Raw genomic sequence first — 19051 nt, 5'->3', positions numbered from 1 at the left:
GGACGGGTTCAGATATGGTACCGGGCACTGTGTTTATGCCACTCCAGATTGCCGCCGATCCATGTACTCAATCCTGTGAGATAGCGCCGCAATACCGGCGAGCGCGTGCCTTTCATCAGCATTCCATGCAGGCGCTCGTATTCTTCCATCACTGCGTCATGGATATCGGCTGCCAGGTCGATTGCCTCTTGAAGCGAACAGTTGTGCCTGGCTGCCAGCAGATAAGGCAGCTTGAAGTCGCCGGTTTCGTTCAGGTGCTCTTTGTAAGCGGAATACAGATCGTTGACTAGAGTGGTCGCCAGCGAGGCCAGTGCGGTGATGTGGTGAATCTCTGGACGGGAATACGTGTTGGCCGGGACTTCGTAGCCGCCAATCGGATCGATCAATACCAGGCAAGGCCAGAAGCTGTTGACCTGCCGACTGGCCAGGTATTCGGCGACGGTGGGTTGAGTGCCATAGAGGCGCCAGGGACCTTCCGCCGCCATGGCGATGAACATGGCGATGGTGATCTGGCGCACCCGGGCGACTTGCGAGGGCGTGCAGAATTGGGCGACCCGTTTCATATAAGCCAGCAATCCCCTGATCACCGGGTCGCGCATCTGCTGTTCTACAAGTTCTTTGTCGAACGGCGAAGGCAAATAGACCGGATCGATCGCGGTGAGGGCGAACGACAAGCTTTCGGCCACTGTCTCGGGGCGACCGCCGAGGGATTGATCGTCGCAATAGTGATCGTCCACCGCAAACAACGCCGCAAAGCATTGCGCCGCGAGTAACAGTCGATTCGGATCATTCGTGTCGGCGTGGCACAGCATTGCATAGCGACCGAAGTCACTGGCGCGGATTTTTTCCTCTTTGCCGGCAAAGATTCCCACGCTCGGTATCCAGGCCATCAGGCGATCGTTGACTTCCTGGCCCAGCGCCTCATCAATGCGCGTAGGCGACGGGCAGCGTACGGCGCGGACGATAAAGGGGGCAGTGGCGCTGCGTGGCGTCCGGGCACTGCTGGATTGATTCATGACGTGATCCTTTTCTCGGGGCCGATTGAGATGCTCACCGACGCGGTTCCTGTGCAGGGATGACACATCCATGTAAAACCTTTGGCAGAATTTGCGCACCTGTCAGGTTTGACAGGTGCGCAGCTCAATGGACGAGCGAGCAGCGACCCGCCAGAAGCGTCAGGCATGCAATTTGCGAAGCCAAAACCCTGACCCTTTCGCGGGTGCGCTCCCTTCACATTCCACCAACAATTGCGCGCTTCCCCGGCCGTCAGGCTTTGTGGCAAGTTGGCCGCCCCTGATGAGGCAACAACCGATGGCAAACCCTTACCGCGAACTGTTCAACGCCCCCGGCGCCCGGGCCTTTGTGATGGCCGGGATGATCGCGCGCATGCCGATTTCCATGACCGGCATCGGCGTGATCACCATGCTTTCGCAGTTGACCGGCGGCTATGCGCTGGCCGGTGGCGTGGCGGCGACCTTTGCTTTGGCGACGGCGTTCTGCGCGCCGCAGGTCTCGCGGCTGGTGGACCGTTACGGGCAGGGGCGGATCCTGCCGGTGTCGGCGCTGATCGGTGGCGGGGCGCTGCTGATGTTGCTGCTGTGCACCCGTTTGCAGGCGCCGAACTGGACGCTGTTCGTCTGCGCCGCGCTGGCCGGTTGCATGCCGAGCATGTCGGCGATGGTGCGGGCGCGCTGGACGGAAATCTATCGCGGCCAGCCGCAATTGCAGACCGCTTATGCGCTGGAGTCGGTGCTCGACGAAGTCTGTTTTATCGTCGGGCCGCCGCTGTCGGTGGGGCTGTGCGTCGGCGTGTTTCCCGAAGCCGGGCCGCTGGCGGCGCTGATAATGCTGGCGATCGGCGTGACGGCGTTTGTCGCCCAGCGCAGCACCGAGCCACCGGTGCATCCTCACGAATCAGAGCATCAAGGTTCGATCATTCGCTCCACCGACGTGCAATGGCTGCTGCTGTTGATGGTCGCCATGGGCATGATCGTCGGCGTGGTCGATGTGGTCAGCGTCGCGTTCGCCCAACAACAAGGGCAGCCGGCAGCGGCGAGCATCGTGTTGTCGGTGTATGCCATCGGTTCCTGCCTGGCGGGCATCGCGTTCGGGGCGATGCGCTCGAAGCTGCCGTTGCCGCGTCTGTTTCTTTACGGCGGCCTGGCGACCGCAGTGACCACGCTGCCGCTGTTGCTGGCGACCAACATCTTCGGCCTGGCCGTGGCGGTGTTCATCGCCGGGCTGTTCTTCTCGCCGACCCTGATCGTGGCGATGGCGTTGATCGAACGCATCGTGCCGCCGGCCAAACTCACCGAAGGCCTGACCTGGCTGGTGACCGGCCTGAGCATCGGCGTGGCCATCGGCGCCGCCGGTTCCGGCGCGCTGGTGGATGGGTTCGGTGCCCGCAGCGGCTTCTGGCTGGCGATTGTCGCCGGGGCAGTGGTGCTGTGTTCGGCGGTGCAGAGTTTCCGCCACTTGAAATGACTGGATAGACGCACGCGGGCTAATTTCTGCAGGACCGCCTTCGTTCTTTTATACAGACAACTTTTCGAGGTAAGCCGGGTGACTCAGCTGACATTGCTGTGCCTTCCTTATTCGGGCGCCAGTGCCATGGTCTACAGCCGCTGGCGCCGCAAATTGCCGCAGTGGCTGACGCTGCAACCGGTAGAACTGCCGGGTCGCGGCGCGCGTTTTGGCGAAGCGCTGCAAACCGATATGCGGGCGCTGGCCCGTCAGTTGGCCAGCGAACTGCAAACGACCCTGCGTGCGCCTTATGCCATTTTCGGCCACAGCCTCGGCGCGCTGCTGGCCTGCGAACTGGCCCATGCCTTGCGCGCTCTGGGATTGCCGGAGCCGGTTGCGCTGTTCGCCTCCGGCACGGCGGCGCCGACGCTGCGCAGTGACTACGATCGCGGCTTCGCCGAACCGAAGAGCGATGCCGAACTGATCGAGCAGTTGCGCACCTTGAATGGCACCAGCGAAGAAATTCTCGCCAACGCCGAATTGATGAGCCTGACCTTGCCGGTGCTGCGGGCCGACTTTCTGCTGTGCGGGCGTTTCCAGCCGATCCAGCGCCCGCTGCTCAAATGCCCGGTGCATGTACTTGGCGGTACCACCGACCGTGCGACCACCGAGCAATTGATCGGCTGGAGCAAGGAAACCCTCGGCAGTTTCTCCGTGGACATGCTGGCCGGCGGTCATTTCTTCATCCATGAACACGAGGCCAAAGTGCTGAAGGTCATCAAGGACCAGCTCGACGTGCATCACCGCCGGCACTCGATGCCTGCCATTGCCTGAACAACTGGAAACCCTGCGTGAGCGAGCTGGCTCGCGTCCGCAGGGTTTTCTGCCTGTCTGAAAATTCCCGCCTGTTTCCCTCCTGATAGTTCTTCTCATTCGCTAATTTTTCCGGTGTGCATTCGTTTTATAGGGACGACGTGCCTTTGTGCTTCCTGCCTACTGATCCGGATGCTAAGAAATGAATGCTGAAGACTCCTTGAAACTTGCTCGCCGGTTTATCGGGTTGCCCCTGGAAAAGCGCCAGATGTTCCTCGCGGCCCTGCAAAAGGAGGGCGTGGATTTCGCCCGATTCCCGATTCCTGCCGGGATCGAGGCCGAAGATCGCCAGGCGTTGTCTTACGCGCAGCAACGGATGTGGTTTCTCTGGCAACTGGACCCGCACAGCGGCGCCTACAACTTGCCGGGCGCGGTACGCCTGACCGGGCGGCTGAATCTGCCAGCACTGGAGCAGGCGTTTGCTGCACTGGTGGCGCGACATGAAACCTTGCGCACGGTGTTCCAGCGCCAGGCGGATGACAGCCTGCTGCAAGTGCCGGCCACGGCAACCTTGAACATCCACCACGAAGATTTCAGCGCGCTACCGGCGGCCGGACGCGAGGAGGCTGTCGTTCGTGCCGCCGAACAGCAATCGGTGTTGCCGTTCGATCTGGCGGTCGGGCCGTTGCTGCGGGTCACCTTGCTCAAGCTCGCCGAGCAGGAGCACGTATTGCTGCTGACCCTGCATCACATCGTTTCCGATGGCTGGTCGATGAATGTGCTGATCGACGAATTCATCCGTAGCTATGACGCTTTCGATGCCGGCCAGCCGCCGGCGCTGGCAGCCCTGCCGGTTCAGTACAGCGATTACGCCCTGTGGCAACGTCGCTGGCTGGAGGCCGGCGAGCAGGCGCGGCAACTGGAGTACTGGCAGGCGCAGCTGGGTGACGAGCACCCGGTGCTGGAACTGCCGCTGGACCATTCGCGTCCGGCCATGCCGAGCTATCGCGGTACACGCTATGAGTTCGCCGTTGACGGCCAGTTGGCCGATCAGTTGCGCGCCACCGCACAACAGCATCAGGTCACGTTGTTCATGTTGTTGCTCGGCGCGTTCAATGCGCTGCTGCACCGTTATACCGGGCAGACCGACATCCGTGTCGGCGTGCCGATCGCCAACCGCAATCGCGCCGAGATCGAAGGCCTGATCGGTTTCTTCGTCAACACCCAGGTGCTGCGCACCAAAGTCGATGGCCAGACCCGCGTCGATGCGTTGCTGCAGGCGATCAAAGAGACGGCGCTCGGCGCCCAGGCGCATCAGGATCTGCCGTTCGAGCAACTGGTCGAAGCGCTGAAACTGGAGCGCAGCCTCAGTCACACGCCGCTGTTCCAGGTGATGTACAACCACCAGCCGCAGGTGGCCGATATCGCTGCCCTGAGCACAGCCTCGGGCCTGGTGCTCGACAGCCTCGACTGGCAAAGCCGCACCACTCAGTTCGACCTGACACTCGACACCTACGAGAAGGGCGGCAAGCTGCACGCGGCACTGACTTACGCCAGCGATCTGTTCGACGCGTCGACCATCGAACGCATGGCGCGCCACTGGTTGCGTCTGCTCAAGGCGATGGTCGCTGATCCCGCGCAACGCATTGGTGAGCTGCCATTGCTGGACGCGGACGAGCAGCACACGCTGGTGCATGCCTGGAACGCTACAACAGCGGTTTATCCGACCGGGCAACCGATTCATCAATTGATCGAAGCCCAGGTGGCCCGCACCCCGGATGCACCGGCGCTGGTGTTCGCCGACCAAACCCTGAGTTACGCGCAACTGGATGCGCGATCCAATCAACTGGCCCGTCTGCTGCGTGAGCAAGGCGTGCAGGCCGACAGCCTGGTGGGGATCTGCGTCGAGCGTTCACTGGAAATGGTGATCGGCCTGTTGGCGATTCTCAAGGCCGGCGGCGCCTATGTGCCACTGGATCCGGAGTACCCGCAAGAGCGCCTGGCCTACATGATCGAGGACAGCGGCATTACCTTGCTGTTGACCCAGAGTGCGTTGCTGTCCTCGCTGCCGACGGCAGGGGTGAAGGTGATTACCCTCGATCAGGAAGCCGACTGGCTGGATCGCTACAGCGAAAGCCGTGTCGAGGCAGTCGTCGATCCGCAGAACCTCGCGTACGTGATTTACACCTCCGGCTCCACCGGTAAACCGAAAGGCGCCGGCAACAGTCATGCGGCGCTGGTCAACCGTTTGTGCTGGATGCAAGAGGCTTATGGGCTGGATGCCAGCGATTCGGTGCTGCAGAAAACCCCGTTCAGCTTTGACGTGTCGGTGTGGGAGTTTTTCTGGCCGCTGCTGACCGGTGCGCGTCTGGTCGTGGCAGCGCCGGGCGCGCACCGCGATCCATCGCTGTTGATCGAGACCATCAACCGCTACGGCATCAGCACGCTGCACTTTGTCCCGTCGATGTTGCAGGCGTTTATTCATGAGCCGGGCGTCGAGGCCTGTACCGGCCTCAAGCGCATTGTCTGCAGCGGCGAAGCGCTGCCGCTGGACGCGCAACTGCAAGTGTTCGCCAGACTGCCGAACGCCGGACTCTACAACTTGTACGGCCCGACCGAAGCGGCCATCGATGTCACGCACTGGACCTGTTTCGATGAAGGCGCCGACAGCGTGCCGATCGGGCGGCCCATCGCCAACCTGCGCACCCATGTGCTCGACGCCGAGCTGTTGCCGGTGCCGAGCGGTGTGGCCGGTGAGCTGTATCTGGGCGGGGCAGGGCTGGCGCGCAGTTATCACCGGCGCCCGGCACTGACCGCCGAGCGTTTTGTGCCGTGCCCGTTCCATGATGGCGCGCGCCTGTACCGCACCGGTGACCGGGTACGCCAGCGTGCCGACGGCGTCATTGAATACCTCGGACGTCTCGATCATCAGGTGAAGCTGCGCGGCTTGCGCATCGAGCTGGGCGAGATCGAAACCCGCCTGATGCAGCATCCGCTGGTGCGTGAAGCCGTGGTGCTGGTGCAGGGTGGCAAACATCTGGTCGGCTATCTGGTGCTGGAAACCGCTCAGACAGACGAACAATGGCAACAGGACGTCAAGGCCTGGCTGCTCGGCAGCCTGCCGGAATTCATGGTGCCGACTTACCTGATGACGCTGGCCAGGTTGCCGGTCACCGCCAACGGCAAGCTGGATCGCAAGGCCTTGCCGCAACCGGACGCTGCGCCGCAGCAAACTTTTGTCGCGCCGCAGGATGCCATGCAAAAAGCCCTGGCGGCGATCTGGGAGGACGTACTCGGCCTGCAACGTGTGGGGCTGGAGGACAACTTCTTCGAGCTGGGTGGCGATTCGATCATTTCGATTCAAGTGGTCAGCCGCGCTCGGCAGGCCGGGATCCGTATCAGCCCGCGCGATCTGTTCCAGTATCAGACGGTGCGCAGTCTGGCGCTGGTCGCGATCTTCGACAGCCACAGTTCGGTGGATCAGGCGCCGGCGACGGGCGAGGCCTTGTTGGGGCCGATCCAGCAACAGTTCTTCAGCCGGGCGATGCCGCAGCGTGAGCACTGGAACCAGTCCCTGTTGCTGACCCCGCGCGAGACGCTGAATGCTCAATGGCTCGACGCCGCGTTGACCCATGTGATCAATCATCACGATGCCTTGCGCCTGCGTTTTGTCGAGGGCGCCGAAGGCTGGCAGCAAGCGTACGCCGCACAGGTCGAACGCGCTGACCTGTGGCAGCGAACGGCCGAGACCGCCGGGCAACTGACTGCCCATTGCGACGAAGCCCAACGTAGCCTTGATCTGGCTAACGGGCCGTTGTTGCGCGCGGTGTTGGTGACCATGGCCGATGGCAGTCAGCGCCTGTCGCTGATCGTCCATCACCTGGTGGTCGACGGCGTGTCGTGGCGTGTGTTGCTGGAAGATCTGCAGCAAGCCTACGAACAGCTCGCGGCGGGCGGTGGCGTGCAATTGCCGGCCAAAACCAGCGCGTTCAAGAACTGGACTGCACGCCTGAGCACCGAGGCGTCGCGCTTCGACGATCAACTGGCTTACTGGAAAGCCCAGCACAACACCGCGCAGGATCTGCCGTGCGAACGTCCTGAAGGCAGCCTGGAAAACCGTTTCGGACAGAAGATCGAATGGCGTCTGGACGCCGGGCGCACTCGCCAACTGCTGCAGCAGGCACCGGCGGCGTATCGCACGCAGGTCAACGATCTGTTGCTGACGGCGCTGGCGCGCACCATCAGTGGCTGGAGCGGTCAGCCGGGCACCCTGATTCAACTGGAAGGCCATGGCCGTGAAGACCTGTTCGACGACATCGACCTGACGCGCAGCATCGGCTGGTTCACCAGCCTGTTCGCCGTCAATCTGGTGGCGACCGAGGATCTCGACGGTTCGATCAAGGCGATCAAGGAACAACTGCGTGCGGTGCCGGACAAAGGTCTGGGTTACGGCGTGCTGCGTTATCTGGCGGCGCCGTCGGTGCGCGAAGAGCTGGCGTTGCTGCCACCGCCGCGCATTACCTTCAACTACCTGGGACAGTTCGATCGCCAGTTCGATGAGCAGGCGCTGCTGGTGCCATCCGCCGAGTCCGGCGGTGTCGCCCAGGATTCCCAGGCCCCGCTGGATAACTGGCTGACGGTCGAAGGCCAGGTCTATGGCGGCGAATTGAGCCTGAGTTGGGGCTTCAGTTCGCAGATGTTCGACAGCGCCACCGTGCAGAGCCTGGCTGATCGCTACGCAGCCGAACTGACGGCACTGATCGAGCACTGCTGCGCCCTCGACACCGCGCACGCCACGCCTTCGGACTTCCCGTTGGCGCGCATCAGCCAGGCGCAACTGGATGCGTTGCCGGTCGCCGCTGCCGACATCGAAGATGTCTATCCGCTGTCGCCGATGCAGCAGGGCATGTTGTTCCACACCCTGTACGAACCGCAGGCCGAGGCGTACATCAGCCAGATGCGCCTGGACATCCAGGGCCTTGATCCGCAGCGTTTTGCCGGCGCCTGGCAAGCGGCGCTGGCGCGTCATGATGTGCTGCGCAGCAGCTTCCACTGGCAAGGCCTGGACAGCGCCCATCAGGTGATCAGCCGCCAGGTGCAACTGCCGCTGCAGGTGCTGGAAAACACGGACACCGATGCGCTGGCCGAGACTGAGCGGGCGCAGGGTTTCGAACTCGACTGCGCGCCGTTGCTGCGCCTGAAACTGGTGCGCACCGGCGCCGATCGCTGGCATTTGATCTACACCAGCCATCACATCCTGATGGACGGCTGGAGTAATGCGCAGTTGCTGGGCGAGGTGATTTCCCACTACGCCGCCGGGCACTCACTGCCGGCACCGATCGGTCATTACCGCGATTACATGGGCTGGTTGCAGCAACAATCGGCAGACGCCGGCAAGGCGTTCTGGAATGCTGCGCTGGCGCCGTTGCAGGCGCCGACGCTGCTTGCCGATGCCCTGCGTCCACCGGTGGCCGGCCATGGCACTGACGAGCATCGCGAGGTGATCGACGAAGCCGCAACACGGCGTCTGGGCGAATTCGCCCGTCAGCACAAAGTCACCCTCAACACGTTGCTGCAAGCGGCCTGGAGCCTGTTGCTGCAACGCTACACCGGGCAGGATTGCGTAGCGTTCGGCGCCACGGTGGCCGGTCGTTCGGCGCCGCTGCCGGGCATCGAGCAGCAACTGGGGCTGTTCATCAACACCCTGCCGCTGGTGTGCAACCCGCGTCCGGATCAACGCGTCGGGCAGTGGCTGAGTGATCTGCAAGCGCAGAACCTGGCCCTGCGCGAGTTCGAGCATGTGCCGCTGTACGACATTCAGGGCTGGGCAGGGCATCAGGGCTCGGCGCTGTTCGACAGCCTGCTGGTGTTCGAAAACTTCCCGGTCGCCGAAGCGCTGAAACAGGGCGCTCCGGCCGGGTTGACCTTCGGCAACCTGCACAACCACGAACGCACCCACTATCCACTGACGCTGGGCATCGAACTCGGTGCCACGCTGAGCCTGGAGATGAGCTACGACGCCTCGCGTTTCAGCGCTGCCCAGGTGCGCTCGCTTTGTGCCAACCTGCGCCACTTGCTGGCGCAACTGATCAGCAACGCCACAGGCTGCCTCGGCAACCTGACGCTGCTCGATGAAGCCACCACCCACGCCATCCTCGCCCACTGCCAGCCGCCAGCGCCGCAGTTGCAGTACACAGGTCTGGTACACGAGCGCATTGCCGCCCAGGCCAAAGCCACACCGAAGGCTCTGGCCGTGCAGTGCGGTGAACAGCGCCTGAGCTATGACGAACTGAACCGCCAGTCGAATCGCCTTGCCCACCGTCTGTTGGCCAGCGGTGCCGCGCCGGGCAAACGTGTCGGCCTGGCACTGCGTCGTGGCCCGCAAATGATCGTCAGCCTGCTGGCCGTGCTGAAGACGGGCGCCGCTTACGTGCCGCTTGATGCCAACTACCCGGCCCAGCGTCTGGCCTACATGATCGAAGACAGCCGTGTCGATCTGCTGCTCGATGAGTCCGCTCTCCTGCAAGACGTGCCGCTTCCGGTTGGCCTGGAGTATTTGCAGCTGGGCGACATCATCGAGACGCTGGGGGCTTATCCGGACAGCGATCCGCTGAATCACGCCACGGTCGATGACCTGGCCTACGTGATCTACACCTCGGGCTCCACCGGTCAGCCAAAAGGCGTGGCGATTGCCCATGCGGCGCTGCGCGAATTCTGCCAGACCGGTGCCGAGTATTCGGCGCTGACTGCCGATGATCGCGTGCTGCAATTTGCGACTTTCAGCTTCGACGGTTTTGTCGAGCAGTGCTACCCGCCGCTGTGTGTCGGCGCGGCGCTGATCATGCGCGGCGACGAACTCTGGGATGTGATCCGGCTGGCGGACGAGATCGTTGGCCATGGCGTGACCCTGGCGGACTTGCCGGCGGCCTACTGGTTCTTGCTGGCGCGTGAATGCGCTGGCGGCAACGTCGCCAGTCTGGGCGCGTTGCGCCAGGTGCATGTCGGTGGCGAAGCCATGTCGGTCGAAGGCCTGCGTCTGTGGCACGAAGCAGGGCTGAGCGATGTGCGCTTGCTCAACACCTACGGGCCGACCGAGGCGACGGTGGTGTCGAGCGTTCACGATTGCCGTTTGAGCGATGCCAGCGACACCTTCGGCATTCCGATTGGCCGGGCCATTCCCGGCCGCGCGTTGTACGTGCTCGACAGCGCCGGGCAATTGTTGCCGGCCGGCGGTGTCGGCGAGTTGTGCATTGGTGCGAGCGCCTGTCTGGCGCAGCAGTATTTCGATCGTCCGGCCCTCACCGCCGAACGCTTCCTGCCAGACCCGTTTGCCGCCGAGGCGGGGGCGCGTCTGTATCGCAGTGGCGACCTGGCGCGTTACAACGAAAACGCTGATCTGGAGTACGCCGGGCGTATCGACCACCAGGTGAAGATTCGTGGCTTGCGCATCGAGATGGGTGAAATCGAAGCCTGTCTGCAAGCGCAGGAGGGCGTGCGTGCCGCTGCGGTGATCGCTCAGGATTTCCCGGGTGGCGCGCAACTGGTGGCTTATGTGGTTCCCGAAGCCGGCATCGAACCTGCGACCGCGCAGGGGCAGTGGCTGGACTCGCTCAAGGCTTCGCTGCAACAGGTACTACCCGATTACATGGTGCCGGCGCACCTGCTGTCGATAGATGCGTTGCCTTTGAACAACAACGGCAAGCTTGATCGCACTGCGTTGCCGAAAGTCGAGCTGAGCCAGGACCAAAGCGTCCATGCAGCGCCGCAAACCTTGCTGCAAGTGCAACTGGCACAGATCTGGGAAGCCGTGCTGGAGTCCGGCGCGGTAGGGCTCAACGATCACTTCTTCGAACGAGGCGGCCATTCGTTGCTGGCCACCCAGGTGATTTCCCGGGTCCGCCAGACGCTCAAAATTGATGTGCCGATGCGAACCCTGTTCGAGCAACCGACCCTGCAAGCCTTTGCCGCCGCCTGCGCCACCCTGCAACACAGCGAAAGCGTGCCGATGACGGCGTTGCAGCGCGGTGATGCACTGGCGTTGTCTTACGCCCAGGAACGGCAGTGGTTCCTCTGGCAGCTGGAGCCGGACAGTGCCGCTTACCACGTGCCGAGTGCGCTGCGCTTGCGTGGTGCGCTGGACATCACCGCATTGCAGAACAGTTTCAATCAACTGGTGGCGCGTCACGAACCGTTGCGCACCACGTTCCGTCAGGACGACGAGCGCACTGTGCAGGTGATTCATGCGCTGGGCCAACTGACGATTGAACAGTACAGCCTCGACACCGAGGACAATCTTTCGAACTGGGTGCAGGCGCAGATCCGCCAGCCGTTCGATCTGCTCAACGGGCCGCTGCTGCGGGTCAGCCTGCTGCGCTTGGCGGCGGATGATCACGTGCTGGTGATCACTCAGCACCACATCGTTTCTGACGGCTGGTCGATGCAAGTGATGGTGCGCGAACTGATGGCGATGTATGCCGCCGCGCGCACTGGGCAACCGCTGGTGCTGGCCCCGCTTGTGCTGCAATACGCCGATTTCGCCCAGTGGCAACGGCAGTGGATGGAGGCGGGCGAGCGTCAGCGTCAGCTCGATTATTGGGTGGGCCAGCTTGGCGGCGAACAACCGGTGCTGGAGTTGCCGTTGGACCATTCGCGTCCGGCGGTGCAGAGCTACCGTGGGGCGCGACTTGATGCGCCACTGGAACCCGCGTTGAGCACGCAATTGCAGGAGGTTGCCCGACGTGAGGGGGTGACGATGTTCATGCTCCTGCTGGCCTCGTTCCAGACCCTGTTGCACCGCTACAGCGGTCAGGACGATATCCGCGTCGGCGTGCCGATTGCCAACCGCAACCGCGCCGAAACCGAGGGCCTGATCGGCTTCTTCGTCAACACCCAGGTGATGCGTGCGCAGTTTGCCGGTGACCTGAGTTTCCGTGATCTGCTGGCGCAGACCCGTCAGGCTGCAATGGGCGCCCAGGCGCATCAGGATCTGCCGTTCGAGCAACTGGTGGAAGCGCTGGCACCAGAGCGCAGCCTCAGCCACAGCCCGTTGTTCCAGGTGCTGTTCAACCACCAGCGCGATGCCGCGCCGGTCACCGATGTGGCGGATTTGCGCATCGAAGGCCTGCCCTGGAACAGCGCCACCGCACAATTCGACCTGACCCTGGACACCACGGAAACCGCCGCCGGGCTGATGGTCAGCCTGACCTACGCCAGCGACTTGTTTGAAGCGGCGACCATTGCGCGCCTGTTCGAACACTGGCAGGCATTGCTGCGGGCGATCGTTGCTGAGCCACAGCAAGCGATCGCCGCGTTACCGATGCTCGCCGCGCAAGAGCGCCAGCAGATCCTCGAAGACTGGAACGCCACCGCCACCGAGTACCCGCTGCACCTGAGCGTGCAGCAGTTGATCGAGGCGCAAGTGCTGCGCACTCCGGACGCCGCGGCGCTGAAATACGCCGACGCATGCCTGAGCTACGCACAGCTCAATGCCCGCGCCAACCAGCTTGCGCACAAGCTGATGGCGCAGGATGTCGGGCCTGAAAGTCTGGTCGGCATCGCCGCCGAACGCTCTATGGAAATGGTCATCGGTCTGCTGGCCGTGCTCAAGGCCGGGGGCGCCTACGTGCCGCTCGATCCGGAATACCCGCAGGATCGCCTGGCCTACATGATCGAAGACAGCGGCGTGCAGCTGTTGCTGACCCAGGCACATCTGCTCGATGCATTGCCATTGAGCGGCCAGGTGCAGACCCTGTTGCTCGAGGAATCGCTGGAGGGCTTCGCCAGCCACAATCCGGACGTGGCGGTCACTGGTGAAAACCTTGCCTATGTGATCTACACCTCCGGTTCCACCGGCAAACCGAAAGGTGCCGGCAACCGTCATGTCGCCCTGACCAACCGCCTGTGCTGGATGCAGCAGGCCTACAACATCGGTGCAGGCGACAGCGTGCTGCAGAAGACGCCGTTCAGCTTTGACGTTTCAGTGTGGGAGTTCTTCTGGCCCCTGATGACCGGCGCACGGCTGGTCGTCGCAGCGCCGGGCGATCACCGCGATCCGGCAAAACTGGTGGCGTTGATCAACCGTGAGCACATCACCACGCTGCACTTTGTGCCGTCGATGTTGCAAGCCTTCCTGCAGGACGCCGATGTCGCCACGTGCACCAGCCTGCAACGCATCGTGTGCAGTGGCGAAGCACTGCCGGCGGACGCGCAACAGCAAGTCTTCGCCAAACTGCCGACTGCCGGGCTTTACAACCTTTACGGCCCGACCGAAGCCGCCATCGACGTCACGCACTGGACGTGTGTGGAGGAGGGCCGCGACAGCGTGCCGATCGGACAGCCGATTGCCAACCTCGGCTGCTACATCCTTGACGACAACCTCGAGCCGGTGCCGACCGGTGTCCTCGGCGAGTTGTACCTGGCGGGCGTCGGTCTGGCACGGGGTTACCACCAGCGTCCGGCGCTGACCGCCGAACGTTTTGCCGTCAGCCCCTATGGCGATGGCGAGCGGATCTACCGCACCGGTGACCTGGCGCGCTACCGCGCCGACGGCGTAATCGAATACGCCGGCCGGATCGACCATCAGGTCAAACTGCGCGGCTTGCGGATCGAGCTCGGTGAAATCGAAGCGCGTCTGCTGGAGCATGGCAACGTCCGTGAAGCGGCGGTGCTGGTGATCGACGGCAAGCTGCTGACCGCCTACGTGGTGTTGAACGAAGAAAGCGCGGGCTGGCGCGACACCCTGATGCGTCATCTGCACGCCGGACTGCCGGAGTACATGGTGCCCAATCAGTGGCTGAATCTTGCGCAGATGCCGTTGAGCCCCAATGGCAAGCTGGATCGCAAGGCGCTGCCGAAACCCGAATTGGGGGCCGGCAAGGCCGAATACATCGCGCCGCGCAACGAGCTGGAACAACGCATCGCGGCGGTGTGGGCCGATGTGCTGAAGCTGCCGCGAGTAGGGCTGGGCGATAACTTCTTTGAACTGGGTGGCGATTCGATCATTTCGATTCAAGTGGTGGCCCGTGCCCGTCAGGCCGGCATCCGCTTTACTCCCAAAGACCTGTTCCAGTACCAGACCGTCCAGGCGCTGGCGGGTGTCGCGACGCTGGGTGAAGGCGCGACGCTGATCGACCAGGGCCCGGTCGGCGGCGCCACGCCGTTGCTGCCGTTCCAGCAGTGGTTCTTCGCGCAAGACATTGCCGAGCGTCATCACTGGAACCAGTCCGTGATGCTGAAACCGGCCATCAGCATTGAGGCCGATGCGCTTGAGCAAGCCTTGCAAGCGTTGGTTGTGCATCACGATGCCTTGCGCCTGTCGTTCACTGAATCGAGCGACGGCTGGACCGCGAATCACCACGCAACAAGCGTCAGACACGAGCTGTTGATGCAGGCGTCGGTCAGCGATGAACAACAATTGCAGGAAGCCTGCCTTGCGGCGCAGCGCAGCTTCGATCTGGCTCAAGGCCCGCTGTTGCGTGGCTTGCTGGTGAGCCTGGCCGATGGTTCACAACGCTTGTTGCTGGCGGTGCACCACCTGGTGGTGGATGGTGTGTCCTGGCGGATTCTGCTGGAAGATTTGCAAAGTGCTTATCAGCAGCACATCGACGGCAAGCCCCTGCGTCTGCCGGCCAAGACCAGCGCCTTCAAGCACTGGGCCGAACGTTTGCAACAGCACGCGCCGCAACGTGCGGGTGAACTCGACCTGTGGCGCGCACAATTGGCTGATGCGCCCGTCGATCTGCCGTGCATCAATCCGCAGGCCAGCCTGCAAAATCGCGATGCGCGCACAGTGCAGACGCGCCTCGATCAAGCGCTGACCCGACAACTGCTGCAACAGGCGCCGGCGGCGTACCGCACTCAGGTCAATGACCTGCTGATGACCGCGCTGGCCCGGGTCATCTGCCGCTGGACGGGGCAGGCCTCGACCTTGATTCAGCTGGAAGGGCATGGTCGTGAAGACCTGTTCGACGACCTTGACCTGAGTCGCAGCGTCGGCTGGTTCACCAGTCTGTTCCCGGTGCGCCTGACTCCGACCGCGTCGTTCGACGGTTCGATCAAGCAGATCAAGGAGCAGTTGCGGGCGATTCCCGACAGGGGCCTGGGCTTCGGCGTACTGCGTTACTTCGGCGATGATGCGACCCGCCGCGAGCTGGCGGCACTGCCGACGCCGCGCATCACGTTCAACTACCTCGGGCAGTTCGACAGCCAGTTCGATGACGGCGCACTGTTCGCGCCGGCCAGCGAAAAGGCCGGCGACGAACAGAGTCCGTTGGCGCCGCTGGGCAACTGGCTGGAGCTCAATGGTCAGGTTTATGGCGGTGAGCTGAGCCTGGACTGGACGTTCAGCCGCGAGATGTTCGATGAAGCAACCATTGCGCGCCTGGCCGATGAGTACGCGATCGAACTGGCGGCGCTGATCGAGCATTGCTGCGCTGCACGCAATGCCGGCGTCACGCCGTCGGACTTCCCGTTGGCGCCGCTCAACCAGCAACAGCTCGATGCGTTGCCGGACGCCGGTGCCGATGTCGAAGACATCTACCCGCTGTCGCCGATGCAACAGGGCATGTTGTTCCACAGCCTGTACGAACAAGGTTCGGGGGATTACATCAACCAGATGCGCGTCAGCGTCGAAGGCCTTGATCCCGAGCGTTTGCGTCAGGCCTGGCAGGGCGCCGTCGATCGCCATGCGATTCTGCGCACGCGTTTTGTGTGGATCTCCGAGCAGGAGCAGCCGCTGCAAATCGTCCAGCGTCAGGCCGAACTGCCATTCAGCCTGCATGACTGGCGCGGTCGCGCTGATCTGGCGGAGGCGCTCGACGGGCTGGCACAGGAGCAACTGCAACAGGGCTTCGATCTGTTGCAGGCGCCGCTGCTGCGTCTGGTGCTGGTACAAACCGGCGATGACCGCTTCGAGATGATCTACACCAGCCATCACATCCTCATGGATGGCTGGAGCAACTCGCAGCTGCTCGGCGAAGTGCTGCAGCGCTACGCCGGTGAAACCCCGGCCGCGCCGGTGGGCCGTTATGGCGATTACATCGGCTGGCTGCAGCGTCAGGACGGTCAGGCCAGCGAGCGCTTCTGGACTGAGCGTCTGGCCGGCCTCGACGAGCCGACCCACCTGGCCCGCAGCTGCCTCGATACGCTGGCAACTGTCGGCCAGAGCGGTTACGACCAGCAAACCCGTTGGCTCGACCGTGAGCAGACTCAACGTCTGGGTGCGTTTGCCCGTCAGCACAAGGTCACCCTCAACACCGTGGTGCAGGCCGCCTGGCTGTTGCTGTTGCAGCGTTACACCGGGCAACCGACCGTGGCGTTCGGTGCTACGGTCGCCGGGCGTCCGGCCGAGTTGCCAGGTGTCGAACAACAGATCGGCTTGTTCATCAACACCTTGCCGGTAATCGCCACTCCGCGTGTCGAGCAAGCCCTCGGTGAGTGGCTGCAATCGGTGCAGGCGCTGAACCTGGCCATGCGCGAATTCGAATACACGCCACTGGCGGACATTCAGCGGTGGTCGGGACAACGCGGCGAAGGCTTGTTCGACAGCTTGCTGGTGTTCGAGAACTACCCGGTATCGGAGGCGCTGAACAACGGTGCGCCGCAAGGCTTGCGTTTCGACGAGGCGCGCAGCCAGGAACAGACCAATCTGCCGTTGACGGTGCTGGTGGACCTGAGCGACAGCCTGTCGTTGCAATTCGCCTATGCCCGGCAACATTTCAGTGCTGCGCAGATCGAGCAGATCGCAGGCCACTTGCAGTACGTGTTGTTGCAAATGGCCGACTCGCCGGCGCAGCGTCTGCTGGCCGATCTGAGCCTGTTCGATGCCGCACAACAACAGGCGACGTTGCATGACTGGAACCGTGCACCGGCCACCTTTGCGCAAACCCGCACCCTGCCACAGCTGATCGAGGCACAGGTGCGTCGGGCACCAGAGGCGATTGCCGTGAGCCTGGGCGAGGAGCAATTGAGCTACGGCGAACTCAACGCCCGTGCCAATCGCCTGGCCCATGCCCTGATTGCACGTGGCGTCGGTGCCGATGTGCTGGTGGGTCTGGCTGCCGAGCGTTCGATCGAAATGATCGTCGGCCTGGTCGCTATCCTCAAGGCTGGCGGGGCTTACCTGCCGCTGGATCCGCAGTATCCGGCCGAGCGCCTGCAATACATGATCGAAGACAGCGGCATTGCCCTGCTGCTGATGCAGCCGGGTGTGCTCGATCACCTGGAAGTTGCCGAGCGCGTCGAAACCCTGCTGCTGGGTGACGACAGCCGCTGGCAGGATCAATTGGCAACCGATCCGCAGGTCTGGGCCGACAGCGCGAGCCTCGCTTACGTGATCTACACCTCGGGCTCCACCGGCAAGCCGAAGGGTACGTTGCTGGCTCACGACAACGTGCTGCGTCTGTTCGAGGCAACGGAGCCCTGGTTCAGCTTCGGTGCCGAGGATCGCTGGACGCTGTTCCACTCGTATGCATTCGACTTTTCGGTCTGGGAAATCTTCGGCGCGTTGCTGCATGGCGGGCGTCTGGTGATCGTGCCGCACAGCGTCAGCCGCTCGCCGCAGGAGTTCCATGCGTTGCTGTGCCGTGAGCGCATCACCGTGCTCAACCAGACGCCGTCGGCATTCAAGCAACTGATGCAAGTCGCTTGCGACGCACCACAGGATCCGCAATTGTCGTTGCGTTACGTCGTGTTTGGCGGTGAGGCGCTGGAAGTGCGCAGCCTGCGTCCATGGTTCGAACGCTTCGGCGATGCTGCGCCACAGCTGATCAACATGTACGGCATCACCGAAACCACGGTCCATGTGACTTACCGTCCGCTGACCCTGGCCGATCTCGAACAGGATGCCGGCAGCCCGCTGGGCGAACCGATCCCGGACCTGGGCTGGTACGTGCTCGACGCCGACCTGAAACCGGTGGCCAAAGGCTGCATCGGCGAGTTGCACGTCAGCGGCGCCGGGCTGGCACGGGGTTATCTCAAGCGTGCCGACCTCAGCGCCTTGCGTTTCGTGCCGAACCCGTTCGGTGACGACGGCGCGCGGCTGTATCGCACCGGTGACCTGGCGCGCTATCGCGCCGATGGCCGGATCGAGTACGCCGGACGTATCGACCATCAGGTGAAGATCCGTGGTTTCCGTATCGAGCTGGGTGAAATCGAGGCGCAACTGTTGGCGCTGCCACAAATCCGTCAGGCCGTGGTCCTGGATCAGCCAGGCGCCGGCGGCGTGCAACTGGTTGCGTATCTGGTGGCCGATCAATCGGTCGAGCTCGACCAGCAGGGCCAGTGGCGTGAGCTTCTGCGCCAGGCGCTCAAGCACAACCTGCCGGATTACATGGTGCCGGCGCATCTGCTGCTGCTCGACAGCCTGCCGCTGACCGCCAACGGCAAGCTTGACCGCAAGGCCCTGCCACAACCGGACGCCAGCCTGCTGCAAAACAGCTATGTGGCGCCTGAAAGTGAACTGCAACAGCAGATCGCCGGGGTCTGGGCCGAAGTCTTGAAGCTGGAGCGTGTCGGCCTGACCGATAACTTCTTCGAACTTGGCGGCCATTCGCTGCTGGCCACTCAGGTGGCCTTGCGTCTGCGTGAGTTGCTGGGCTTCGAAGTACCGTTGGCCAGCCTGTTCGCCAGTGCCGATCTGGCGGCTTTCAGCGAAGCCGTACAAGCCCTGCAACCCGATTTGCAGCCCGTTCATGATGTTTTGGCTAAATCCTTGGAGGCTCTCAATCGTTTATCAGCAGATGAACTTGAAAAACTGATTTCCTGAGAGGACCACGGC

4 protein-coding genes are annotated in these 19051 nt (G+C 63.1%); 3 read left to right on the top strand and 1 reads right to left on the bottom strand.

Annotated features, from left to right (window positions below; translation table 11 throughout):
- Positions 1-8 precede the first annotated feature (8 nt).
- Positions 9-1016, bottom strand: a complete 1008-nt coding sequence (locus tag OQ248_RS01010) for a terpene synthase family protein (protein ID WP_265811810.1) — start codon at positions 1014-1016, stop codon at positions 9-11.
- A 295-nt stretch (positions 1017-1311) separates the two neighbouring features.
- Between OQ248_RS01010 and OQ248_RS01005 the strand changes: the two genes are divergently transcribed.
- The 3 genes from OQ248_RS01005 to OQ248_RS00995 all read left to right on the top strand — a co-directional run bounded on the left by OQ248_RS01005 (position 1312) and on the right by OQ248_RS00995 (position 19039).
- Positions 1312-2484, top strand: coding sequence for an MFS transporter (locus OQ248_RS01005; RefSeq protein ID WP_265811809.1), 1173 nt, complete (start codon positions 1312-1314; stop codon positions 2482-2484).
- A gap of 78 nt (positions 2485-2562) precedes the next feature.
- Positions 2563-3297, top strand: a complete 735-nt coding sequence (locus OQ248_RS01000) for an alpha/beta fold hydrolase (protein WP_179692104.1) — start codon at positions 2563-2565, stop codon at positions 3295-3297.
- A gap of 181 nt (positions 3298-3478) precedes the next feature.
- Complete coding sequence (locus tag OQ248_RS00995) at positions 3479-19039, top strand: non-ribosomal peptide synthetase (RefSeq protein WP_265811808.1); 15561 nt, start codon at positions 3479-3481, stop codon at positions 19037-19039.
- The last annotated feature ends 12 nt before the right edge of the window (positions 19040-19051 follow it).

It is taken from the genome of Pseudomonas sp. COW5 (genome assembly GCF_026240005.1).
GTDB classification, from domain to species: Bacteria; Pseudomonadota; Gammaproteobacteria; order Pseudomonadales; family Pseudomonadaceae; genus Aquipseudomonas; species Aquipseudomonas kribbensis.
This window is presented reverse-complemented; position numbering and strand designations above follow the sequence as displayed.